At 59.6% G+C, this 21,100-nt stretch carries 20 protein-coding genes; 13 read left to right on the forward strand and 7 right to left on the reverse strand.

What is annotated here, in order from left to right:
• Positions 1 to 3: 3 nt before the first annotated feature.
• The 7 genes from AB7M26_RS13090 to AB7M26_RS13120 all read left to right on the forward strand — a co-directional run bounded on the left by AB7M26_RS13090 (position 4) and on the right by AB7M26_RS13120 (position 6,920).
• A complete protein-coding gene (locus AB7M26_RS13090) occupies positions 4 to 360 on the forward strand; it encodes a DUF4398 domain-containing protein (protein WP_008073146.1) in 357 nt (118 codons plus the stop codon).
• Positions 357 to 1,169 carry an OmpA family protein gene (locus AB7M26_RS13095; RefSeq protein WP_007903897.1) on the forward strand — a complete coding sequence of 271 codons (813 nt, stop codon included), beginning with the start codon at positions 357 to 359 and terminating at the stop codon, positions 1,167 to 1,169. The genes AB7M26_RS13090 and AB7M26_RS13095 overlap by 4 nt, the downstream gene beginning before the upstream one ends.
• 210 nt (positions 1,170 to 1,379) lie before the next feature.
• On the forward strand, positions 1,380 to 2,819 hold the full coding sequence (locus AB7M26_RS13100) for an aminotransferase-like domain-containing protein (RefSeq protein ID WP_123494550.1): 1,440 nt from the start codon (positions 1,380 to 1,382) through the stop codon (positions 2,817 to 2,819).
• An 87-nt stretch (positions 2,820 to 2,906) separates the two neighbouring features.
• Positions 2,907 to 3,374: a translation initiation factor 2 gene (locus AB7M26_RS13105; protein WP_123494549.1), complete on the forward strand. Its 468-nt coding sequence runs from the start codon at positions 2,907 to 2,909 to the stop codon at positions 3,372 to 3,374.
• A 166-nt stretch (positions 3,375 to 3,540) separates the two neighbouring features.
• On the forward strand, positions 3,541 to 3,795 hold the full coding sequence (locus AB7M26_RS13110; protein WP_019582607.1) for a YkgJ family cysteine cluster protein: 255 nt from the start codon (positions 3,541 to 3,543) through the stop codon (positions 3,793 to 3,795).
• Positions 3,796 to 3,837: 42 nt separating this feature from the next.
• On the forward strand, positions 3,838 to 4,440 hold the full coding sequence (locus AB7M26_RS13115; RefSeq protein ID WP_008075148.1) for an START domain-containing protein: 603 nt from the start codon (positions 3,838 to 3,840) through the stop codon (positions 4,438 to 4,440).
• A 371-nt stretch (positions 4,441 to 4,811) separates the two neighbouring features.
• Positions 4,812 to 6,920 carry an LTA synthase family protein gene (locus tag AB7M26_RS13120; protein ID WP_123494548.1) on the forward strand — a complete coding sequence of 703 codons (2,109 nt, stop codon included), beginning with the start codon at positions 4,812 to 4,814 and terminating at the stop codon, positions 6,918 to 6,920.
• Positions 6,921 to 6,964: 44 nt separating this feature from the next.
• Here AB7M26_RS13120 and AB7M26_RS13125 read toward each other — a convergent pair whose 3' ends face one another.
• Positions 6,965 to 7,117, reverse strand: coding sequence for a DUF3309 family protein (locus AB7M26_RS13125; protein ID WP_008012020.1), 153 nt, complete (start codon positions 7,115 to 7,117; stop codon positions 6,965 to 6,967).
• A gap of 293 nt (positions 7,118 to 7,410) precedes the next feature.
• Here AB7M26_RS13125 and AB7M26_RS13130 point away from each other — a divergent pair, with 293 nt between their 5' ends.
• The 3 genes from AB7M26_RS13130 to csrA all read left to right on the forward strand — a co-directional run bounded on the left by AB7M26_RS13130 (position 7,411) and on the right by csrA (position 8,962).
• On the forward strand, positions 7,411 to 8,226 hold the full coding sequence (locus tag AB7M26_RS13130; RefSeq protein WP_123494547.1) for an SDR family oxidoreductase: 816 nt from the start codon (positions 7,411 to 7,413) through the stop codon (positions 8,224 to 8,226).
• A 64-nt stretch (positions 8,227 to 8,290) separates the two neighbouring features.
• On the forward strand, positions 8,291 to 8,623 hold the full coding sequence (locus AB7M26_RS13135; RefSeq protein ID WP_063341152.1) for a YnfA family protein: 333 nt from the start codon (positions 8,291 to 8,293) through the stop codon (positions 8,621 to 8,623).
• 153 nt (positions 8,624 to 8,776) lie between these two features.
• Positions 8,777 to 8,962 (forward strand): carbon storage regulator CsrA, encoded by a 186-nt coding sequence (gene csrA / locus AB7M26_RS13140; protein ID WP_123494546.1) that lies wholly within the window; start codon positions 8,777 to 8,779, stop codon positions 8,960 to 8,962.
• Between the two features lie 5 nt (positions 8,963 to 8,967).
• Here csrA and AB7M26_RS13145 read toward each other — a convergent pair whose 3' ends face one another.
• The 5 genes from AB7M26_RS13145 to mnmC form a co-directional block, all read right to left on the reverse strand.
• Complete coding sequence (locus AB7M26_RS13145; RefSeq protein WP_003199186.1) at positions 8,968 to 9,195, reverse strand: YheU family protein; 228 nt, start codon at positions 9,193 to 9,195, stop codon at positions 8,968 to 8,970.
• Between the two features lie 208 nt (positions 9,196 to 9,403).
• Positions 9,404 to 10,594 (reverse strand): osmoprotectant NAGGN system M42 family peptidase, encoded by a 1,191-nt coding sequence (locus tag AB7M26_RS13150; RefSeq protein ID WP_123494544.1) that lies wholly within the window; start codon positions 10,592 to 10,594, stop codon positions 9,404 to 9,406.
• A 161-nt stretch (positions 10,595 to 10,755) separates the two neighbouring features.
• The gene (gene ngg, locus AB7M26_RS13155; RefSeq protein ID WP_123494543.1) at positions 10,756 to 12,504 is read right to left on the reverse strand and encodes an N-acetylglutaminylglutamine synthetase; all 1,749 of its coding nucleotides are present in this window, start codon (positions 12,502 to 12,504) and stop codon (positions 10,756 to 10,758) included.
• A gap of 3 nt (positions 12,505 to 12,507) precedes the next feature.
• Positions 12,508 to 14,280, reverse strand: coding sequence for an N-acetylglutaminylglutamine amidotransferase (locus AB7M26_RS13160; RefSeq protein ID WP_429511204.1), 1,773 nt, complete (start codon positions 14,278 to 14,280; stop codon positions 12,508 to 12,510).
• Positions 14,281 to 14,402: 122 nt separating this feature from the next.
• On the reverse strand, positions 14,403 to 16,385 hold the full coding sequence (gene mnmC, locus AB7M26_RS13165) for a bifunctional tRNA (5-methylaminomethyl-2-thiouridine)(34)-methyltransferase MnmD/FAD-dependent 5-carboxymethylaminomethyl-2-thiouridine(34) oxidoreductase MnmC (protein WP_429384626.1): 1,983 nt from the start codon (positions 16,383 to 16,385) through the stop codon (positions 14,403 to 14,405).
• Positions 16,386 to 16,708: 323 nt separating this feature from the next.
• Between mnmC and pap the strand changes: the two genes are divergently transcribed.
• Positions 16,709 to 18,232 carry a polyphosphate:AMP phosphotransferase gene (pap, locus tag AB7M26_RS13170; protein WP_123494540.1) on the forward strand — a complete coding sequence of 508 codons (1,524 nt, stop codon included), beginning with the start codon at positions 16,709 to 16,711 and terminating at the stop codon, positions 18,230 to 18,232.
• A gap of 105 nt (positions 18,233 to 18,337) precedes the next feature.
• Positions 18,338 to 19,522, forward strand: a complete 1,185-nt coding sequence (locus tag AB7M26_RS13175) for a thiolase family protein (protein WP_123494539.1) — start codon at positions 18,338 to 18,340, stop codon at positions 19,520 to 19,522.
• Positions 19,523 to 19,660: 138 nt separating this feature from the next.
• On the opposite strand, the gene AB7M26_RS13180 is transcribed toward AB7M26_RS13175, so the two are convergent.
• Positions 19,661 to 19,855, reverse strand: a complete 195-nt coding sequence (locus AB7M26_RS13180) for a DUF6316 family protein (RefSeq protein WP_123494538.1) — start codon at positions 19,853 to 19,855, stop codon at positions 19,661 to 19,663.
• Positions 19,856 to 20,056: 201 nt separating this feature from the next.
• Between AB7M26_RS13180 and AB7M26_RS13185 the strand changes: the two genes are divergently transcribed.
• On the forward strand, positions 20,057 to 21,016 hold the full coding sequence (locus AB7M26_RS13185) for a DMT family transporter (protein ID WP_123494537.1): 960 nt from the start codon (positions 20,057 to 20,059) through the stop codon (positions 21,014 to 21,016).
• Positions 21,017 to 21,100 lie beyond the last annotated feature (84 nt).

A 21,100-nucleotide genomic window follows, 5' to 3' on the forward strand; every position in this document is an offset into this window, starting at 1 on the left:
TTAGTGAGTATTCGACCTCTTTTCGCTGCCCTGGCCGTTCTGGCTCTGGCGGGTTGTGCAGCCGATCCGGCGCCGAATGAACAAATACGCCTGACCGAACAGGCCCTCGAACAAGCCAAGGCCGTGGGTGCTACCGCCGACGAAGTGCCGGAGCTGAAACTGGCTGAAGACAAGTTCAAGCGCGCCAAGGGCAACATGGCCGACCAGTCCTTCAAGAATGCACGCATGCGGGCCGAGCAGGCCGAGCTGGACGCGCGTCTGGCCGAAGCCCGGGTTCTGACCCTCAAGAGTGAGGAGCAGTTGAACGTGCTCAATACCCGCATCACTCGTCTGCGCAAGCAACTGGGAGATGCCCAATGAGCCTGAAAACCAAAGCACTCGGCGGCTTGATCCTGGCCGGTTGCGCAAGCCTTTATGGTTGCGCTGGTCAACACAGCGAAGCCGCAATCCAGCAGGCCGGCACTGACTTTCAGAAGGTCAAGGAAGACTCCAATGTGCTGCGCATTGCGCCCAAAGACGTGATCCGTGCCGGTGAGTCGCTGGCCCGCGCCGATCGTCTGTCCAGCTACTGGGGCAGCGGTTCGGACGTTGTGCATTACGCCTACCTGAGCCGGCGCTACAGCGAAATCGCCCGGGAACACACCAATCAAGTGCTCAACGAGGAACGCGCGGCGAAGCTCGAACTCGAGCGTCAGCGCCTGCAATTGGCCCTGCGTGAGTCCAAGTTGCTCAGCGTGCAGCAACAGGGCAAGTGGCTCGAAGAGCAGATCGTGGCGTTGGCGACTACCCAAACCGACCGTGGTCTGGTGATGACTCTGGGCGATGTGCTGTTCGATACCGGTGAAGCAGAGCTGAAAAGCTCGGCAAACCGCGTGGTGCTGAAGATCGTCCAGTTCCTGCAGCTCAACCCCAAACGGGTGGTGCGGATCGAAGGCTATACCGACAGCACCGGCGGTAAACAGGAAAACCTCAAGCTGTCCCGCGACCGTGCGCAATCGGTGGCGGATGTGCTGATGGACCTGGGCATCGACGACAAACGTATCAAAGTCGAAGGCTACGGCGATGAATACCCGGTGGACGTGAACGCCTCAGAACGTGGTCGTGCACAGAACCGTCGGGTGGAAATTGTGTTCTCCGACGAAAAAGGCCAGCTCGGCGCCGCCCGCTAAGGGCTGCGTTACTGGAAAACCCGGCCTGTCAGCAGTGCCGGGTTTTTTTGTGCCTGCCAATCAGCGCAATCCTCTCCATAAAACAGTACAGTTTTTGCTGACAATGCACTGTACGGTCGACTATTGTGACAACTGTCCCAGTACACTTCCAAACTGTTCCGGTATTGTTTCACACAAGAATAAAATGCCCGTGAAATCGAGTGCTGCGTCATGACCAATCTCTTGCTCTACCAACGTATTGCTCAGCAACTGGCCGAAGACATCCGCCGCGGTGTTTATCAACCGGGGGAGCGCGTGCCTTCGGTGCGCAAGATGAGCTCGCAGCTCAACGTCAGCCATGCAACGGTGTTGCAGGCCTACGCCAACCTTGAAGATCAGGGGCTGATTCGTGCCCGGCCGCAATCCGGTTACTACGTGCACCAGACGCCTGCGCTCACGGCGCCAACCCCGGACATTGCACGGGTCGAGCGACCTGGCCTTGTCACGCGCAGCAGCATCATTCAGCAAGTCCTGGTCGAATCCCGGCGCGAAGGCGTCTTCCCGTTGGGCGCCGCCGTACCGAGCGTTGACTATCTGCCGGTACGGGCGCTGCATCAGCAACTGGCCAAAGTCACCCGTTTCCATAGCCCGCGGGCGTTCAGCTACATGTTCAGCCCCGGTTTCGAGCCATTGCGTCGGCAAGTGGCGATCCGCATGCGCGACGCCGGCGTGGTGGTCGACCCGTCGGAAGTTGTGATCACCCACGGCTGCGTCGATGCGTTGCAGATGTCTCTGCGCGTATTGACCCGGCCGGGCGATCTGATCGCGGCCGAGTCGCCGACCTATTACGGTTTGCTGCAACTGGCCGACCTGCTGGGGCTGAAAGTCATCGAGATCCCCAGCGATCCCTCCACCGGCATGAGCCTCGAAGCCCTGCAATTGGCGGCCAACCAGTGGTCGATCAAGGCGCTGGTGCTGACCACGCGCCTGAGCAATCCATTGGGCGGCACCATGCCCGAAGAGCGGCAGAAACAATTGCTGCGCCTGGCCTCGGATTTCGATATCCAGGTCGTCGAAGACGATATTTACGGCGAACTGATGTTCGAGCAGGGTCGCACCAAATCGCTCAAGGCCTACGACCGGCTGGATCGGGTGATCTATTGCTCCAGCTTCTCCAAAACCCTGTCGCCCGGTGTGCGCATCGGCTGGATGATTGCCGGCAAGTACCAGCAGGAAATCCAGCGCTTGCAGACCTTCAGCACCCATTCGGCCTGCAGCGTCACGCAAATGGGCATCGCGGCCTATCTGGAGAACGGCGGTTACGACCGGCATTTGCGCTACATCCGTCAGGAGTACCGCAAGAATCTCAGCGCTTTTCAGCTGGCGGTCCAGCAGTATTTCCCGGAAGGCACGCAGATGACCCGACCCACCGGCGGCTTCATTTTGTGGGTCAGCCTGCCAGGGCGGGTGAATACGCAGGAACTGCATGTGCGTGCGTTGCAGCAGGGCATCAGCATTGCGCCGGGGTTGATTTTCAGTAATACCGAGCAGTTCAATCACTGCATTCGCCTGAACTGTGGCATCCCCTGGAACCGCGAGGCCGAGCGTGCATTGATGACGTTGGGTTTGCTGGCGACGCAACTTTGTCAGGAGACGGCGAGCGGTTTTTGACCGGCCGGGCAGTTTTGAACTGGCCGCTTGTCTTGTCGTCTCCAACAGGCGAGCATATAGCCTTCTGCCGTTCACGCCGTTGGGTCCATGAAGCCGATTTTTCCTGCCGCCTGGTTGTTGATCTGCCTGTTAATGACCTGTCACCCGGAAGGCGTCATGGCGGCTTCCGTTCAGGAAAAACCGACAGCCAGCACCACTGCGAAAAAAGCGGCACCGGTCAAAAAAGCAGCGCCGGCCAAAAAGAAGGCTACAGCGGTAAAGAAACGTTCCCCCATTGCTTCCAAGTCGAAACCGGCCAGTGAAGTCGTGAAAACCAAACTCCCTTCTGCAGATCTCGACTTGAGCCTGCCCAAGGACATGGTCGAAGAATTGAAGCCGGTCGGTACGGTAACCTTGCCCCTCCGCGATGCGTTGTTGCCTCAAATGTTCGGTGACAAGAGCAGCCCGTTCCAGCTCAACGGTCGTCTGCTCAGCAACGAAATGCAGTTGCAACTGCGCAATGAAGAGCGTCGGGAAGTTGAAGGCGCGGCGCTGGAATTCGAGTTCAAGCAGTAATTTCCTCCCATTCGTGACCCTCGGACCAGACGCTTTGTCGGAGACTGGTCAGTCACGCTCGTTTGAGCGAAAAAACCCGGGCTTGGGTAATTTTAAACAGTCGTTTTAGCCGTTACTCTGTGCCCCGTCCCTTTAACACATTGCCCGTCGCGAGGAGCTTGTCGTCATGAGATGCCGTGAAGGCTGTGGCGCCTGTTGCATTGCCCCTTCCATCAGTTCGCCGATTCCCGGCATGCCCAATGGCAAAGCCGCCGGAGAGCGTTGCGTACAGCTGTCTGCCGATAACCTGTGCAGCATTTTCGGCAAGCCGGAACGCCCTGCGGTGTGTTCGGCGTTTGAAGCCGATGTCGAGGTCTGCGGAAGCAGCAGCGACGAAGCGATCAAGTTGCTGGGCTGGTGGGAGCAAATGACGGCCGCGTGATGTGTTCAACGAACGGAACTTTCAACAATAAGGAATAAGACTATGGGTTCGCTGCATCGTATGGCTGTGCTGTGTGGTTTGACGGTTTTACTGGCCTCCACGGCCCAGGCCGAGGAATGGAAAACCGCCAAGGAAGAAGAGGGCATCAAGGTGTCCTTGAGTGAAGTGGCCGGTTCCCAATACAAGGCTTACCGTGGCGTGACCGTCATGAAGACCACCATGGCCAAACTGCGTGCATTGCAGGAAGACGTGCCGGGTGCCTGTGCATGGATTCACGAGTGCAAGACTCAGAAGTTGCTCAAACATGAAGGTAACCAGAGCTGGACCTACACCCAGTTCAATACCCCTTGGCCGGTCACTCCTCGCGACTCCGTATTGCATGTCACCACTGTTGAAGGCGCCGATGGCAGCCTGACCCGCGAGTTGGAAGGGCAGCCCAAGTACGTTCCGGAAGAAAAAGGTTTTGTACGGGTCGCCCAGGTCAAAGGATTCTGGAAGCTCGTGCCAAAAGGCGATCAAGTCGAAGTGACTTATCAGGCCCATACCGAACCCGGGGGCAGCGTGCCGTCGTGGTTGGCCAACAAGTTTGTGGTCGATGCGCCGTTCAACACCCTCAAAGCCCTGAAAGAACGCGCAGAGAAGTAACCGCGTATACTTTTGATAATGCCCGTTCAACAGCGCCCCGATTTTTGATCGGGGCGTTTGCGTTTTTTGCCAAGGGGCGGGGCTTTATTTTGTTTCTGGATATGCGTTGAACGAAATTTTCACAAAGCGTCCAAGACAATTCACTCGCGCCCCAACCAGTCCGCCTCCGCAACTTTGCGTCACGTCTCTTGTCCCAGAACGCTGCAAGCGACAGTCGGGGCCTGTGGGTCAGTAATCAATGGTAATGCCTCGGTTGATCGTGCAACATTTGCGCACCGCGCAAGCCCGCTCCCACAGGTTAACCGACCAGCCTTAGGCAAGGCGCTGCTGTATTTTTTGAAACTTCAACTTCCAATGGGTCCTAAAACGACATGGCAAACCCGGACGCCCTGAGTCAGCAGCGAGCTTCTAGTCGCCTGCTGCAACCGACCGTCAAATCGCATCTGGCCTACACGCTATTGTGTGCCTTGGTCATGATGGTCATGTTCAGCCTGCTGCGCGTGGCGCTGCTGGTCTACAACAGCTCGATGATCCTTGATACACCGGCTTCGACCTTTCTGGAAGCGTTCGCCAACGGCCTGCGTTTCGACTTGCGACTGGTGGTTTACCTCAGCATTCCGCTGGTGCTGGCATTGTTCAGCGCCAGGGCGATGGCCGCCCGCGGGTTTTTCCGGCTGTGGCTGACCGTTGTCTCGAGCATTGCGCTGTTCCTCGGCCTGATGGAGATGGACTTTTACCGCGAGTTCCACCAGCGCCTCAACGGTCTGGTCTTCCAGTACGTGAAAGAAGACCCGAAAACCGTGGTGAGCATGCTCTGGTACGGTTTTCCGGTGGTTCGCTACCTGCTGGCCTGGGCCGTGGGCACGTTGATTCTGACGCTTGCGTTCAAGGGCGCCGACCGCGCCACGCGTCCTCGCGGGCCGTTCAGCGGTGGCAGTATCAGTACGCGGCAGGTCGCTCCGTGGTATGCGCGTGGCGCGGTATTCGTGGTCTGCCTGTTGGTCTGCGTGGTCGCCGCTCGTGGCACTCTGCGTCAAGGCCCGCCGCTGCGTTGGGGTGACGTTTACACCACCGACTCCAACTTCGCCAATCAGTTGGGCCTCAACGGCACGCTGTCGTTGATCGCAGCGGCCAAGAGCCGGCTGTCCGAACATCGCGACAATGTCTGGAAAGCCACACTGCCACAGCCCCTGGCCCAGCAGACCGTGCGCGATTTGTTGTTGACCCCGAGTGACAAGCTGGTCGATCCCGAGACCGCCGCGGTGCGTCGCAATTTCAGCCCCGACACCAACAAGACACTGCCGATCAAGAACGTCGTGGTGATCCTGATGGAAAGCTTCGCCGGTCACTCGGTGGGCGCTCTGGGTCGTCCGGGTGAAATCACGCCGTACTTCGACAAACTGTCGAAAGAAGGCCTGTTGTTCGATCGTTTCTTCTCCAACGGCACCCATACCCACCAGGGCATGTTCGCCACCATGGCCTGCTTCCCGAACTTGCCGGGTTTCGAATACCTGATGCAGACGCCTGAAGGCAGCCACAAACTGTCCGGCCTGCCGCAGTTGCTCAGTGCCCGTGACTACGACGATGTGTACGTCTATAACGGCGACTTCGCCTGGGACAACCAGTCGGGCTTCTTCAGCAACCAGGGCATGACCAACTTCATCGGGCGTAATGACTTCGTCAACCCGGTGTTCTCCGATCCGACCTGGGGCGTGTCCGACCAGGACATGTTCAACCGTGGCCTGGAAGAATTGAAGGCCCGCGATGGCAAGGACAAGAAGCCGTTCTATGCCTTGCTGCAAACGCTGTCCAACCACACGCCGTACGCTTTGCCGACGCCATTGCCGGTGAAGCCTGTGACCGATCGCGGCAGCCTCAACGAACACTTGACCGCCATGCGCTATTCCGACTGGGCGTTGGGTCAATTCTTCGAACAGGCCCGCAAAGAGCCGTATTTCAAGGAAACCCTGTTTGTGGTGGTCGGCGACCACGGTTTTGGCAACGAACAGCAGATCACTGAAATGGACCTGGGTCGTTTCAACGTGCCGATGCTGCTGATCGGGCCGGGCGTCCAGGAAAAATTCGGCCAGGTCGACCATACCGTCGGCACCCAGATCGACATCGTGCCGACCATCATGGGCCGTATTGGTGGAGAGGTGATTCAACAATGCTGGGGGCGCGACTTGCTGAACCTGCCGGAAGGCGACAAGGGTTTTGGCGTGATCAAGCCGTCGGGCAGCGATCAGACGGTTGCATTGCTCACCGGGGATCGCGTGCTGGTACTGCCCAAAGAGATGCCACCGAAGTTGTATCACTATGAACTGGGCGCCAATCCCAAAGGTGAGGTGATCCCGGCATCGGCTGACGAAGCGGCGCTCAAGCAAAAGCTCGAATCGTTCATCCAGACGGCCACCAAAAGCCTCATCGATAACACCGCCGGTGTAGTTGACGGCAAGCCAGACCAATTGTTGGCGCAATAGAAAAGAGGCCCTTCGCAGGGCCTCTTTTTTTTGCCGGCAAACCTTTATATCTTGCCAAGTAGCAGCAGGATCAATAGCACCACCAACACCACGCCGATGATACCGGACGGGCCGTAACCCCAACTTCTGGAGTGCGGGAAGACCGGCAAGCCACCTATCAACAACAGGATAAGAATAACGATAAGAATTGTGCCCATGTCTGTTTCCTTGTTGAAAGCGTTGTGGATTGACCTAGGGTTTTAGCCATCAGCTGGACTTGTATTAATCCTAGCTGCTTACAAAATCCGACTCATGGATATGAAGAAAAATTCCAGGTTTTTTTAATGTATTTGGCAAGTATGTTTATTTCTTTTACTGCGTCTCAACGTTGAAACAACCGGACCGCGCCGTGGTTCATTGCTGGCCATTCAGCAATCTGATGGAGCGTGGGTCGCGCATTATCCTTCGCTACACTCGGTGCATCTTCCCCGGAACAACAAGGCTGTTTGCTATGCAAAATCGCATGATGATCACTGGCGCGGGCTCAGGCCTGGGTCGCGAAATCGCGCTGCGCTGGGCGCGTGAAGGCTGGCAGCTGGCCTTGTCGGATGTCAGTGAACCCGGCCTGCAAGAAACCCTGAAGCTGGTTCGCGAAGCCGGCGGTGATGGTTTCATTCAGCGTTGTGATGTGCGTGACTACAGCCAACTGACGGCGTTCGCCCAAGCCTGCGAAGAGAAGTTCGGCGGCATCGACGTCATCGTTAACAACGCCGGCGTGGCCTCGGGCGGGTTCTTCAGTGAATTGTCGCTGGAAGACTGGGACTGGCAGATCGCGATCAACCTGATGGGTGTGGTCAAGGGCTGCAAGGCCTTCCTGCCGCTGCTGGAGAAAAGCAAAGGCAAGATCATCAACATCGCCTCGATGGCCGCACTGATGCAAGGTCCGGCCATGAGCAACTACAACGTGGCCAAGGCGGGTGTGGTGGCTTTGTCCGAAAGTCTGTTGATCGAACTGGCCCACGAGGAAGTCAGCGTGCATGTGGTCTGCCCCTCGTTCTTCCAGACCAACTTGCTGGACTCTTTCCGCGGCCCGACTCCGGCCATGAAAGCCCAGGTCGGCAAGTTGCTGGAAAGCTCGCCGATCACCGCCGCCGACATTGCCGATTACATCTATCAGCAGGTCGCCGCCGGCGAATTCCTGATTCTGCCTCACGAACAGGGCCGCATGGCCTGGGCGATCAAACAGAAAGATCCGCAGTTGCTCTACAACGAAATGACCGTGATGGCCGACAAAATGCGCGCCAAGGCCAAACAATCCGCAAGCTGAACTTGCCCGTGCGCAAGACCGTCGTTAGGGTGGCCGCAACCGGTCATCCTCACGAGACATCTGCATGCTCAATTACCTGTGGTTTTTCCTCGCCGCGCTGTTTGAAATCGCTGGCTGCTTCGCCTTCTGGATGTGGTTGCGCCAGGGTAAGAGCGCTTGGTGGATCATCCCGGCGTTGCTCAGCCTGATCTTGTTCGCGGTACTGCTGACCCGGGTCGAAGCGAGCTACGCTGGCCGCGCCTATGCCGCCTACGGTGGCATCTACATCATTGCGTCGATCGGCTGGCTGGCGGTGGTCGAGCGGATTCGTCCGCTGGGCTCGGACTGGATTGGCGTGGCGCTGTGTGTGATCGGGGCGAGCGTCATCCTGTTTGGCCCGCGCTTTTCCGCTTCCTGAAGGATCGGTCCTTCATTCAACCGGTTTGTCGGACACGTCCGTCAGGGCGAAGCCTCCTGGGCTGTAGGGCAAGACTGTTTTGCTGCCGTTGCATTGAAGACCCGCTACGCGCCGGGCATCTTCAAGGGCCGGTAACCCTGAAGGATGAATGCCATGCTTGTACTCAGTCGCGTTGTGGGCGAGTTGATTTCCATTGGTGACAACATTTCCGTGCGGGTTCTCGCCGTCAACGGAAGCAGCGTGCGCTTCGGTGTTGAAGCGCCGCAGCAGGTCAACGTACATCGCGCCGAAGTCTATGAGCGCATCCAGATCCAACAGGCCAAAGCCAAAGCCCGTTAAGGGCCTCAGTCGAACAGGTGCTTGGGCACGTCGTGCTTGAGCATCAACTGGCATTGCTCGCTTTCCGGATCGAAGACGATCAGCGCCTGGCCCTTGGTCAATGCCTGACGAACACGCAACACACGGGTTTCCAGCGGTGTGTCATCGCCATTGTCCGTGCCGTCGCGGGTCACGAAATCCTCGATCAGGCGGGTCAACGTGTCGACTTCAAGTTGGTCGTGGGGGATCAGCATAAGGCACCTCGGCTAAACAATGGCGCGATGCTACGGCGAATGGGCGGTTGCGGCTAGCCTGGTAATGATGTGTTGACTGAGCTACCGCCATCACGGGCAAGCCCGCTCCCACAGGTTTTGCGTCGATCACAATATCCCGGATCGACACATACCTTGTGGGAGCGGGCTTGCCCGCGATGGCGATTTTCCTGGTGGAAAAATGTCAGGATCAGTTATCCGAACGCTGCCCAATCAAGCTATCCACCGACGGCACCCGTGTGTCACTTTCCATCTGCGTCTCGTGTTCGATCTGATGACTGAACCGGTCCAGGGAGCCCTTGGCCGGTTGTGCATCGCTGGCGAACACCGGCGGGCTGAGGATGTAGGCGCCGAGCAGGCGGCTGAGGGCGGCGAGGCTGTCGATGTGGGTGCGCTCGTAACCGTGGGTGGCATCGCAGCCGAAGGCGAGCAGGGCGGTGCGAATGTCGTGGCCGGCAGTGACGGCCGAGTGAGCATCGCTGAAGTAATAGCGGAACAGGTCGCGGCGCGCCGGCAGTTCGTTGTCGCTGGCCAGGCGCAGCAGGTGGCGCGACAAGTGATAGTCATAAGGCCCGCCGGAATCCTGCATCGCCACACTCACCGCGTGTTCGCTGGAATGCTGGCCGGGCGCGACCGGCGCGATGTCGATGCCGACGAATTCGCTGACGTCCCAAGGCAGGGCAGCCGCTGCACCGCTGCCGGTTTCTTCGGTGATGGTGAACAGTGGATGGCAGTCGATCATCAGTTCTTCGCCGCTGTCGACAATGGCTTTCAGCGCCGCCAGCAGTGCGGCAACGCCGGCCTTGTCGTCGAGGTGACGGGCGCTGATGTGGCCGCTTTCGGTGAACTCCGGCAACGGGTCGAAGGCGACGAAATCGCCGACGCTGATCCCCAGCGAATCGCAATCGGCGCGGGTGGCGCAGTAGGCGTCCAGGCGCAATTCGATGTGATCCCAGCTGATCGGCATTTCATCCACGGCGGTATTGAACGCGTGTCCGGAAGCCATCAACGGCAACACGCTGCCGCGGATCACGCCGTTGTCGGTGAACAGACTGACGCGGCTGCCTTCGGCAAAACGGCTGGACCAGCAACCGACCGGCGCCAGGGTCAGGCGACCGTTGTCCTTGATCGCGCGAACCGCCGCGCCAATGGTGTCCAGGTGGGCGGAGACGGCGCGGTCCGGGCTGTTCTGCTTGCCCTTGAGGGTGGCGCGGATGGTGCCGCGACGGGTCATCTCAAAGGGAATGCCCAACTCTTCGAGACGTTCGGCAACGTAACGCACGATGGTGTCGGTGAACCCGGTGGGGCTGGGAATGGCGAGCATTTCCAGCAGAACTTTTTGCAGATAATTGAGATCCGGTTCGGGAATTTTGCGGGTCATGGAAACTCCTGATGAGGTGAGTACATCGATGGTTTCGATGAGGAGGGGGAATCCGCGTTGCCTGTCAGGCCGCCATCGCGGGCAAGCCCGCTCCCACAATTGACCGCGTACCCTGTGGGAGCGGGCTTGCCCGCGATGGCGTCAGTTCAGGCGACACACCTTCATGAAACCACCGGCTGACTATGCGCAAACAACAAATCCACAAACCGCTCCGCCGTCGGCTGCGGTTCATGGTTGGCCAGCCCTGCGCGTTCATTGGCTTCGATAAACACATACTCCGGCTGGTCAGCGGCCGGCACCATCAGGTCGAGCCCGACCATCGGGATATCCAGCGCCCGCGCCGCCCGCACCGCCGCATCCACCAAGGTCGGATGCAGAATCGCCGTGACGTCCTCAAGAATGCCGCCGGTATGAAGATTCGCCGTGCGCCGCACGAACAGATGCTCACCGGCCGGCAGAATGCTGCTGTAGTCGTAACCCGCGGCCTGCAAGGTGCGCTGGGTCTCATGGTCCAGCGGAATTTTGCTTTCACCGCTGGTTGCCGCCTGACGGCGACGGCTCTGGGCCTCGATCAGCGCCCCGATGGAATGCTGACCATCGCCCACCACTTCCGCCGGCCGGCGAATGGCGGCCGCGACCACCTCGAAACCGATCACCAGAATCCGCAAGTCGAGGCCTTCATGGAAGCTTTCCAGCAGCACTCGACTGTCGAATGCGCGGGCGTTTTCGATGGCTTGCTGGACCTCTTCGATGTTGCGTAAATCCACCGCCACCCCTTGGCCTTGCTCACCATCCAGCGGTTTGACCACCACCCGTTGATGCTCGTCGAGAAACGCCAGGTTGTCGTCCGCGCTCCCCGCCAGTTGTTGGGCGGGCAGTTTAAGACCGGCGTTTTTCAGCACCTTGTGGGTCAGGCTTTTGTCCTGACACAACGTCATGCTGATGGCGCTGGTCAGATCGCTCAGGGATTCGCGGCAACGCACCCGACGACTGCCGTGAATCAAGGTAAACAGACCCGCTTGCGCGTCATCCACCTGAACCTCAATGCCGCGCCGATGAGCCTCTTCAACGATGATTCGTGCATACGGATTGAACTCGGCTTCGGGGCCGGGGCCGAGAAACAACGGCTGGTTGATGCCGTTTTTGCGCTTGATGGCGAAGGTCGACAAATTGCGAAAACCGAGCTTGGCGTAAAGACTTTTCGCCTGGCGGTTGTTGTGCAGCACCGACAGGTCCAGGTAACTCAGACCACGGCTCATGAAGTGTTCGATCAAGTGCCGTACCAGCACTTCACCGACGCCTGGGCGGGAACATTGCGGATCGACCGCCAGGCACCACAGGCTGCTGCCGTTTTCCGGATCGTTGAACGCCTTGTGATGATTCAGGCCCATGACGCTGCCGATGATGGTGCCGCTGTCCTCATCTTCGGCCAGCCAGTAAACCGGGCCGCCCTGGGAATGAGGCGTCAGCAAATTCGCATCAATGGGCAGCATGCCGCGTGCCTGATACAGCTGATTGACAGCCTGCCAGTCCGCCTCGCTTTGCGCCCGACGGATGCGAAAGCCGCGAAACACCCGGGTGGCCTGGCGGTAATCGCTGAACCACAGGCGCAAGGTGTCGGAGGGGTCAAGAAACAGTTGCGCCGGCTCCAGCCCCAACACTTGCTGGGGCGCGGCAACGTACAAGGCGATGTCCCGCTCACCGGGCTGCTCATTGAGCAACTCTTGGGCAAGGCTCGCCGCATCGGGAAAGGTATGGCCGATCAGCAACCGGCCCCAACCGCAATGCACCGCAATTGGCGCGGCGCCCAATTCACTGCCGTCTTCGGCCAGGCGCGCCTGCAAGCGTTCGTAAGAGGGCGTCTGACCGCGCAACAAGCGTTGGCTATAAGCCGTGGCGTGAGGTTTCATCGATCAGATTCCTTGTTCACTGAGCCACAGGTTCAGGGCTGCCAATTGCCACAGCTTGGAGCCGCGCAACGGGGTCAGTTGACCATGTGGATCGGTCAGCAGGCGGTCGAGCATGGCGGGGTTGAACAGGCCACGATCCTGACTCGGATCGAGCAGCAGTTCACGCACCCAGTTCAGCGTGTCGCCCTGCAAATGCTTGAGGCCGGGGACCGGGAAGTAACCTTTTTTACGGTCGATCACTTCACTCGGAATGACCAGCCGCGCCGCTTCTTTCAAGACTTGCTTGCCGCCATCCGGCAATTTGAATTTGCCCGGCACCCGCGCCGACAATTCCACCAGGCGATAGTCGAGAAACGGCGTACGCGCTTCCAGCCCCCAGGCCATGGTCATGTTGTCGACCCGTTTGACGGGGTCATCCACCAGCATCACGGTGCTGTCCAGGCGCAGGGCTTTGTCCACGGCTGCGTCGGCACCGGGCTGTGCGAAATGTTCCTTCACGAAGTCGCCGGCCGCGTCGTTGGCCGTCAGCCATTTCGGCTGCACCGTGGCGGCGTAGTCGGCGTAGCTGCGGTCAAAAAACGCATCGCGATACGCCGCGTACGGATCGCTCGCACCGTCCACCTGTGGATACCAGTGATACCCGGCGAACAACTCGTCCGCGCCCTGGCCGCTTTGCACCACCTTGCAGTGCTTGGCCACTTCGCGAGACAGCAAATAGAACGCGATGCAGTCATGGCTGACCATCGGCTCGCTCATGGCGCGGAACGCCGCGGGCAGTTGCTCGATGATCTCTTTTTCGTCGATGCGCAGTTGGTGATGCTGGGTGCCGTAGTGCTTGGCGATCAGGTCCGAATACTGGAACTCGTCACCACGCTCGCCGCCGGCATCCTGGAAACCGATGGAAAAGGTCGACAAGTCTTCGACCCCGACTTCACGCAACAGGCCCACCAATAGACTCGAATCGACGCCGCCGGAAAGCAGCACGCCGACGTCCACCGCCGCCCGTTGACGGATTGCAACTGCATCACGGGTGCTGTCGAGCACGCGATCGCGCCAGTCTTCGAGGGTCAGGTTCAGTTCGTCGGCATTTGGGCCGTAGGGCAGGGTCCACCAGGTTTTCTGCTCGGTGGTGCCGTCCGCGTCGATGCGCATCCAGCTCGCCGGGGGCAGTTTCTCGATGCCCGCCAGCAAGGTGCGCGGGGCCGGGACCACGGCGTGGAAGTTCAGATAATGATTGAGTGCCACCGGGTCGAGAATCGGGTTGATGTCGCCGCCCTTGAGCAAGGCCGGCAGGGCCGAGGCAAAGCGCAGGCGTTGGCCGGTGCGTGAGAGATACAACGGCTTCACGCCGAGACGGTCGCGGGCGATGAACAGACGCTTGGCATCGCGCTCCCAAATGGCGAAGGCGAACATGCCATTGAGTTTGGGCAACAGGGCTTCGCCCCAGGCGTGATACCCCTTGAGCAGCACTTCGGTGTCGCCGCCGGAATAGAAGGCGTAACCGAGGCTTTCAAGCTCAGTGCGCAGTTCCGGGAAGTTGTAGATCGCGCCGTTGAAGGCCAGGGACAGGCCCAGTTGGTTGTCGATCATCGGCTGTGCCGAGCCGTCCGACAGGTCCATGATTTTCAGGCGCCGATGGCCGAGGGCAATCGGCCCCTGGCTGTGAAAGCCCCACGCATCAGGGCCGCGAGGGGCCAGGTGATGGGTGATTCGTTCGATGGCTGCGAGGTCCGCAGGTTGATGGTCGAAACGTAATTCTCCAGCTAATCCGCACATAGGTCCTTACCGGTTTTTCCGTTGGGGAGGGTCAATCGATACCCGCCAAAAACGGCGGGTACTCAGAAACTGACCCATGTGAATCCCTGGAGTTTTAGACCGATAAGTTATAAGGCTGTGGGTCAGGCTTTTCCGCGGATCAATTGGCGCAAGGCAAAACGATTGGGATGGCAGGCTTCGGCGACTGTTCTTGGCAGCGGCAACGGCTCGTTTTCAAGCCATGCCGCCAACAGCTCGCCAGACAACGGCGCGGTGATCAAACCGCGAGAGCCGTGACCGCTGTTGACGTAAAACCCCTCGAGCCATGGGCAGAGAACATCGGGCACTTGCCGGGCATCTTTGCTCAGTGCGGCATAGGCCTCGGCGAAGGCGGCCTGGTTGGCCAATGGTCCGACGATCGGCAGGTAGTCGGGGCTGGTGCAGCGGAATGCCGCGCGTCCTTCCAGTTGCTGCGGATCCAGGTCTTGCACATGCAGACGGGTGACCAGATCAGTGGAGATTTCCTCGAGCAACGCCAGGTTGCCAAGGTGTTCGGCGACGGTCGGGGTCAGCTCATCGCTTTTGAAATCGAAACTGGCACCGAGTGTGTGTTCGCCCAGGCGTGCGGGCGCCACATAGCCTTCGGCGCAGACGACGGTCGCCAGGCGCTGGCTTTCAGGGGTTTGTGCCAGTCGGGTGATCTGGCCGCGAATGCGTTTGAGGGGCAGGTCGGCGCTGTGTGGAAAACGCTTGATCTCGGCGGCGCCGGCCAGAATCACCACCGGCGCGCTGGCCAGCAGTGCATCGCCGTCCCAGGCCTGCCACTGATCATCGACCTTGAGCAGTTCCAGCACGTCGCGATGGGGCAGCCACTGGATGTTCGTTGAGGACGCCTGCCACTGGCACAACGCAGGCGGATGAACCCAGCCGCCTTCAGGGTAGAACAAGCCGCCGTGGGCCAATTCGATGCCGGCCCGGGCCTGAGCCTGGGGCTGATCGAGCAGGTGCACCAGGCTCGGTGAAAAGGCCGTTGCCAATTGCGCCTGACGCTCGGCTTCCTTGGCATTGAAGGCCAGTTGCAAGACTCCGCAATCGTCCCAGTCGACGCCACGCTGCAGTTGTTCCAGCAAACGTCGGGTGTAACCAAAACCGCTGACGATCAATTGCGACAACGCCGTGCCGTGAGCAGAAAGCTTGAGGTACAGCACGCCCTGAGGATTGCCCGAGGCTTCGTGCGCCAGTGCTTCGTGGCGGTCCAGCAGGCTCACTTGCCAACCCCGCGCGGCCAGGCTGGCGGCACTGGCGCAACCGGCCAGCCCGGCACCGATCACCAGGGCGCGGCGTTCGCCGGTCAGTGGCTGCGGGCGAGCGAACCATGGTTTTGCCGAGGTCGGTTTAGCGGCCTCTTCGGGCCAACCGAGGAACGTGCCCCGCAGAATTTCCCATTTATGGCCGATGCCCGGCGTGCGCTTCATCTTGAAACCCGCCGCATTCAGCAAACGGCGCACCCAGCCGGTGCTGGTAAAGGTGCTGATGGTCGAGCCGGGTGCCGCCAGGCGAGCCAGTTCGGCAAACAATTCGGCGGTCCACATGTCGGGGTTTTTCGCCGGGGCGAAACCGTCGAGAAACCAGGCGTCGATTTGCGCATCCAGTTGCGGCAACTGCTCCAGTGCATCGCCGATCAGCAAGGTCAGGGTGACGCGGCCGTTGTCCAGCACCAGGCGCTGAAAGCCTTGATGGATCGCGACGTATTGCGCCAGCAATTGATCGGCAAACGGCTTGAGTTCCGGCCATAGCGCCAGGGCCCGTTGCAGGTCGGGAGCGCTCAGCGGGTACTTTTCGACGCTGACAAAATGCAGTCGCGCACCGGCCACCGCGTGCTGTTCGAACAACTGCCAGGCACAGAGAAAATTCAGTCCGGTACCGAACCCGGTTTCGCCAATCACCAATCGACCGCGTGCCGGCAATGCGGCGAAACGCTCGCGCAAATCGTTTTGCTGCAGAAACACGTAGCGGGTTTCTTCAAGGCCCGACTGGTCGGAAAAATACACATCATCGAACACCCGCGAACGCGGGCGACCTTGGTCGTCCCAGTCGAGCTGGGCGTGGGGCAATACAGGTTTCATGGCAGGCTCGGCAACGACAAGGTGGCCATTCTAGCTGATCGCCGTAGCGGTGCTTGATCCATGGCAAGTGCCACATTGGGTGTGTCAGGGAAAATCGTCGCTTTTGTGGCGAGGGAGCTTGCTCCCGCTCGGGTGCGAAGCAGCCGTAAGCTGGTTGCCTATGTGCCACTGGAGTGCGGGGTTGCCGATGTCGGGACGGCTTCGCCGTCCAGCGGGAGCAAGCTCCCTCGCCACAGGGGGTTGTATCCGCTTCAAAGATTGATTTGTCCTACATATGGGTAGTCAATCCGCTAGTCTTGCTCAATCCTGGAAGGAGCCGCTCCATGTTCGAATCCGCCGAAATCGGTCATACCATCGACAAAGAAACCTATGACGCCGAAGTGCCGGCCCTGCGTGAAGCTTTGCTCGAAGCGCAGTTCGAACTTCGCCAGCAACACCGTTTTCCAGTGATCATTTTGATCAACGGCATTGAAGGGGCCGGCAAGGGCGAGACCGTCAAGTTGCTCAATGAATGGATGGACCCGCGCTCGATCGAGGTTCGCACCTTCGACCAGCAGACCGACGAAGAACTGGCGCGACCGCCGGCCTGGCGCTACTGGCGGATGCTCCCGGCCAAGGGCCGCATGGGGATTTTCTTCGGCAACTGGTACAGCCAGATGCTGCAGGGACGAGTTCATGGCTTGTTCAAGGATCCGCGACTCGATCAAAGCATCAATGGGGCCGAGCGGTTAGAGAAGATGCTGTGCGACGAAGGCGCGCTGATCTTCAAGTTCTGGTTTCACCTCTCCAAAAAACAAATGAAAGCGCGGCTCAAGGCACTGGCCGATGACCCGTTGCACAGTTGGCGCATCAGCCCGCTGGACTGGCAGCAATCGCAGACCTACGACAAATTCGTCAAATACGGCGAACGGGTGCTGCGCCGCACCAGCCGCGACTATGCGCCGTGGCATGTGATTGCAGGCGTGGACGCGAACTATAGAAGCCTGGCGGTCGGCAAGATTCTGCTCGATGGCCTGCAAAGTGCATTGAAAAGACCCAGGATTCACCCGGACAAAGTCAGCGCCGCGCCCTTGTTCCCCAGCGTCGATCAGGTGAATTTGCTCGACAGCCTGGACATGACGCTGAGCCTGGACAAGGACGATTATGAAGAACAACTGATTACCGAACAGGCACGGTTTTCCGGGCTGATGCGCGACAAGCGCATGCGTCGCCATGCGTTGATTGCATTGTTCGAAGGCAATGACGCGGCAGGCAAGGGCGGGGCAATTCGTCGGGTGGCCGCGGCACTCGACCCACGCCAGTACGACATCGTGCCGATCGCCGCGCCTACCGAGGAAGAACGGGCCCAGCCGTATCTCTGGCGGTTCTGGCGGCATATTCCGGCGCGGGGCAAATTCACTGTGTTCGACCGTTCCTGGTATGGCCGGGTGCTGGTGGAGCGCATAGAAGGCTTTTGCAGCAAGGCGAACTGGATGCGCGCCTACGGCGAGATCAACGACTTCGAAGAGCAGATCGCCGACGCCGGGGTGATCGTGGTCAAGTTCTGGCTGGCCATCGACAAACAGACCCAACTGGAGCGCTTCCAGGAGCGTGAAGAAATTCCCTTCAAGCGTTTCAAGATCACCGAAGACGACTGGCGCAATCGCGACAAGTGGGACGATTACCGCACCGCTGTCGGCGACATGGTCGATCGCACCAGCACCGAGATATCACCGTGGACCCTGGTGGAAGCCAATGACAAGCGCTGGGCGCGGGTCAAGGTCCTGCGCACTATTAACCAGGCGCTGGAAGAGGCGTTCGAAAAGTCCGACAACCGCGAGAAGAAACAGCGAAAACGCAAGCGCTGAACCGATGGCTACGCATACGCGAGGTGAATGATTGTCGCGGTCAGTCATAGGGTGGACTTATGCTCGGTCCAATTCCTGACTGACAACAACAATGAGGTGTATGCCATGCGTGAAGTGGTGATCGTCGACAGCGTACGGACCGGCCTGGCCAAATCCTTTCGCGGCAAGTTCAACATGACCCGTCCGGACGACATGGCGGCCCACTGTGTCAACGCGCTGCTCACGCGCAATGACGTCGACCCGGCCAGTGTCGAGGATTGCATCGTCGGCGCCGGCTCCAACGAAGGCGCCCAGGGCTTCAACATCGGCCGCAACGTCGCGGTGCTATCGCATCTGGGCATCGGCACCGGTGGCATGACCCTTAACCGCTTCTGTTCATCGGGCTTGCAGGCCATCGCCATTGCCGCCAATCAGATCGCTTCGGGTTGCAGCGACATCATCGTCGCCGGTGGCGTCGAGTCGATCAGCCTGACCATGAAAAGCGTCAACACCGACAACCTGATCAACCCGCTGCTGAAGGAGCAGGTGCCGGGCATCTATTTCCCCATGGGCCAGACCGCCGAAATCGTCGCGCGTCGTTACGACGTCAGTCGCCAGGACCAGGATGTGTACGCCCTGCAAAGCCAGCAACGTACTGCCCTGGCGCAGGCCGCCGGGTTGTTCAACGATGAAATCGTGCCGATGGCGGTGAAGTATCGCGTTGAAGACAAGGCCACCGGCCAGGTGCAGATTCTCGAGGGCATCGTCGATCACGACGACTGCAACCGCCCGGATACCACGCTGCAAAGCCTGGCCGGGTTGAAACCGGTGTTTGCCGAGGACGGCTCCGTGACCGCTGGCAACTCGTCGCAGCTGTCCGACGGCGCTTCGATGACCCTGGTGATGAGCCTGGAAAAAGCCCTGGCGCTGGGGCTCAAGCCCAAAGCCTTCTTCCGCGGTTTTGCCGTGGCCGGGTGTCAGCCAGACGAGATGGGCATCGGCCCGGTGTTCTCGGTGCCGAAGTTGCTCAAGGCCAAGGGATTGCAGGTTGCCGACATTGATCTGTGGGAACTCAACGAAGCGTTCGCCTCGCAATGCCTGTACAGCCGCAATCGGCTGGAAATCGACAACGACAAATACAACGTCAACGGCGGCTCGATTGCCATCGGCCATCCGTTCGGCATGACCGGTTCGCGTCAGGTCGGGCACATCGTGCGTGAATTGCAGCGGCGTAACCTGCGCTACGGCATCGTCACCATGTGCGTGGGGGGCGGGATGGGGGCTACGGGGTTGTTTGAGGCGGTGCGGTAAGTACCCTGGTTTTGGTAGTGACTGTTGCATTGCTATCGCGGGCAAGCCCGCTCCCACAGTAATTAGCGGCGATCACAAATCCTGCGAACGCCACAAAACCTGTGGGAGCGGGCTTGCCCGCGATGCAGGCGCCGCGGTTTACCGGCTCATGCACAAGAACTGCATCCGCTCGATATACGCTTGAATCTCACGCACCGCTGCTTCCCGGTTTTCAAACGGACCCTCCAGCGTGTGTTCCCGCGTGGTGAAGTACAACTCTCCATTCACACGACATAAGCGGTCACAACGAAAGTGGGTGGCGGGGGCGTTGTCTTGGGCGCGCATGCCGTACATGGGCGATCTCCTGCGGGTGACGGTTTCAATGAGCTTATGCATGAACCACTTGCCACGCCTGGCGAGCTGATCGACGGCATATCGTCAACTTTATGGTGCGACCTGCACAGTTTCATTCGCGGCCCGTTGGCAACTGTCCCTGTGTCGCGCCCCGGTCTGAGCCTAGAATGACCGTTTTCGCCAATCGGCTTCGGGGTCAGCATGCATATTTCATCGGGTCGCTGGGTTTATGGTCTGTGCTTGGCCTTGCTGACCGCGTTGCTGTGGGGAATCCTGCCGATCAAGCTCAAGCAAGTGCTGCTGGTGATGGACCCGGTGACCGTGACCTGGTTTCGGCTGTTGGTGTCCGGCGGTTGTCTGTTCATCTATCTGGCGGCGACCAAACGCCTGCCGAGTCGCAAAGTCCTCGGCCCGCGCGGTGGCTGGCTGGTGTTAATGGCGGTACTCGGACTGGTCGGCAACTACGTGCTGTACCTGATGGGCCTGAACCTGCTCAGCCCCGGCACCGCGCAACTGGTGGTGCAGATGGGTCCGATCATGTTGCTGATCGCCAGTCTGTTCGTGTTCAAGGAACGGTTTAGCGTGGGGCAGGGGATTGGCCTGTTGGTGCTGCTGATCGGCTTTGCACTGTTCTTCAATCAGCGCTTGAGTGAACTGCTCACCTCCCTGACCGATTACACCGCCGGCGTGCTGATGGTGCTGTTGGCGTCCACGGTCTGGACCTTCTATGCCTTGGGCCAGAAGCAGTTGCTCACGGTATGGAATTCGTTGCAGGTGATGATGGTGATTTACCTATTCTGTGCGCTGTTGCTGACGCCATGGGTGCATCCGCTGGAGGCGCTGCAATTGAGTCCGTTGCAAGGCTGGCTGCTGCTGGCGTGCTGTTTGAACACCCTGATCGCTTATGGCGCCTTCGCCGAAGCCCTGGCCCATTGGGAAGCTTCGCGGGTCAGCGCAACGCTGGCGATCACGCCGCTGGTGACCTTTGCCGCCGTGGCTGTGGCCGCGTGGTTATGGCCTGAGTATGTGCACGCCGAGCAGATCAACGGCCTGGGTTATGGCGGGGCGGTGTTGGTGGTGTTGGGGTCGGTGCTGGTGGCGTTGGGGCCATCGTTGATGGCGGGGCTCAGGGCGCGGCGGGTGCGGATGGTGGCCAGTTAGACCGCGTTCTCGTTCATCGCGGGCAAGCCACGCTCCCACAGGATTTGTGTCGATCACAAATATTCAGGATCGACACAAACTCTG

The sequence above is a fragment of the Pseudomonas sp. F-14 TE3482 genome, from assembly GCF_053629455.1.

Coding starts and splice junctions, on each gene's coding strand:
- csrA (WP_123494546.1), top strand. CDS start 8,777: ATGCTTGTACTCAGTCGCGTTGTGGGCGAGTTGATTTCCATTGGTGAC.
- AB7M26_RS13130 (WP_123494547.1), top strand. CDS start 7,411: ATGCAAAATCGCATGATGATCACTGGCGCGGGCTCAGGCCTGGGTCGC.
- ngg (WP_123494543.1), bottom strand. CDS start 12,504: ATGAAACCTCACGCCACGGCTTATAGCCAACGCTTGTTGCGCGGTCAG.
- pap (WP_123494540.1), top strand. CDS start 16,709: ATGTTCGAATCCGCCGAAATCGGTCATACCATCGACAAAGAAACCTAT.
- AB7M26_RS13185 (WP_123494537.1), top strand. CDS start 20,057: ATGCATATTTCATCGGGTCGCTGGGTTTATGGTCTGTGCTTGGCCTTG.
- AB7M26_RS13115 (WP_008075148.1), top strand. CDS start 3,838: ATGGGTTCGCTGCATCGTATGGCTGTGCTGTGTGGTTTGACGGTTTTA.
- AB7M26_RS13180 (WP_123494538.1), bottom strand. CDS start 19,855: ATGTACGGCATGCGCGCCCAAGACAACGCCCCCGCCACCCACTTTCGT.
- AB7M26_RS13160 (WP_429511204.1), bottom strand. CDS start 14,280: ATGTGCGGATTAGCTGGAGAATTACGTTTCGACCATCAACCTGCGGAC.
- AB7M26_RS13100 (WP_123494550.1), top strand. CDS start 1,380: ATGACCAATCTCTTGCTCTACCAACGTATTGCTCAGCAACTGGCCGAA.
- AB7M26_RS13105 (WP_123494549.1), top strand. CDS start 2,907: ATGAAGCCGATTTTTCCTGCCGCCTGGTTGTTGATCTGCCTGTTAATG.
- AB7M26_RS13120 (WP_123494548.1), top strand. CDS start 4,812: ATGGCAAACCCGGACGCCCTGAGTCAGCAGCGAGCTTCTAGTCGCCTG.
- AB7M26_RS13125 (WP_008012020.1), bottom strand. CDS start 7,117: ATGGGCACAATTCTTATCGTTATTCTTATCCTGTTGTTGATAGGTGGC.
- AB7M26_RS13095 (WP_007903897.1), top strand. CDS start 357: ATGAGCCTGAAAACCAAAGCACTCGGCGGCTTGATCCTGGCCGGTTGC.
- mnmC (WP_429384626.1), bottom strand. CDS start 16,385: ATGAAACCTGTATTGCCCCACGCCCAGCTCGACTGGGACGACCAAGGT.
- AB7M26_RS13110 (WP_019582607.1), top strand. CDS start 3,541: ATGAGATGCCGTGAAGGCTGTGGCGCCTGTTGCATTGCCCCTTCCATC.
- AB7M26_RS13135 (WP_063341152.1), top strand. CDS start 8,291: ATGCTCAATTACCTGTGGTTTTTCCTCGCCGCGCTGTTTGAAATCGCT.
- AB7M26_RS13145 (WP_003199186.1), bottom strand. CDS start 9,195: ATGCTGATCCCCCACGACCAACTTGAAGTCGACACGTTGACCCGCCTG.
- AB7M26_RS13175 (WP_123494539.1), top strand. CDS start 18,338: ATGCGTGAAGTGGTGATCGTCGACAGCGTACGGACCGGCCTGGCCAAA.
- AB7M26_RS13150 (WP_123494544.1), bottom strand. CDS start 10,594: ATGACCCGCAAAATTCCCGAACCGGATCTCAATTATCTGCAAAAAGTT.